This is a genomic window from Salicola sp. AFF1, from assembly GCF_056783195.1.
The window spans coordinates 1-265 of sequence record NZ_JBXAYL010000179.1; the positions used below are offsets into that span (position 1 = coordinate 1).

Sequence of the window (265 nt, forward strand, 5' to 3'; positions counted from 1 at the left end):
CTTCGCCGCCGCCTCGATGAACGAGGCAAACAGCGGATGCGGCTCGAAGGGCCGCGACTTCAGTTCGGGGTGGAACTGGACGCCGATGAACCAGGGATGGTCCTCGTACTCGACGATCTCGGGCAGCACGCCATCGGGCGACATGCCGGAGAAGCGCAGGCCGTGCTGCTCGAGACGGTCCTTGTAGGCGGTGTTGACCTCGTAGCGATGGCGGTGCCGCTCGGAGATTTCGGTCGCGCCGCCATAGACCTGCGAGACCCGGCTG

General features: G+C 66.0%; 1 protein-coding gene. It reads right to left on the reverse strand.

All coding sequences use genetic code 11. The features are described from left to right. On the reverse strand, nucleotides 1–265 hold a 265-nt coding region (locus AC1RQI_RS17240; RefSeq protein ID WP_481905836.1), incomplete at both ends, for a glutamine amidotransferase-related protein.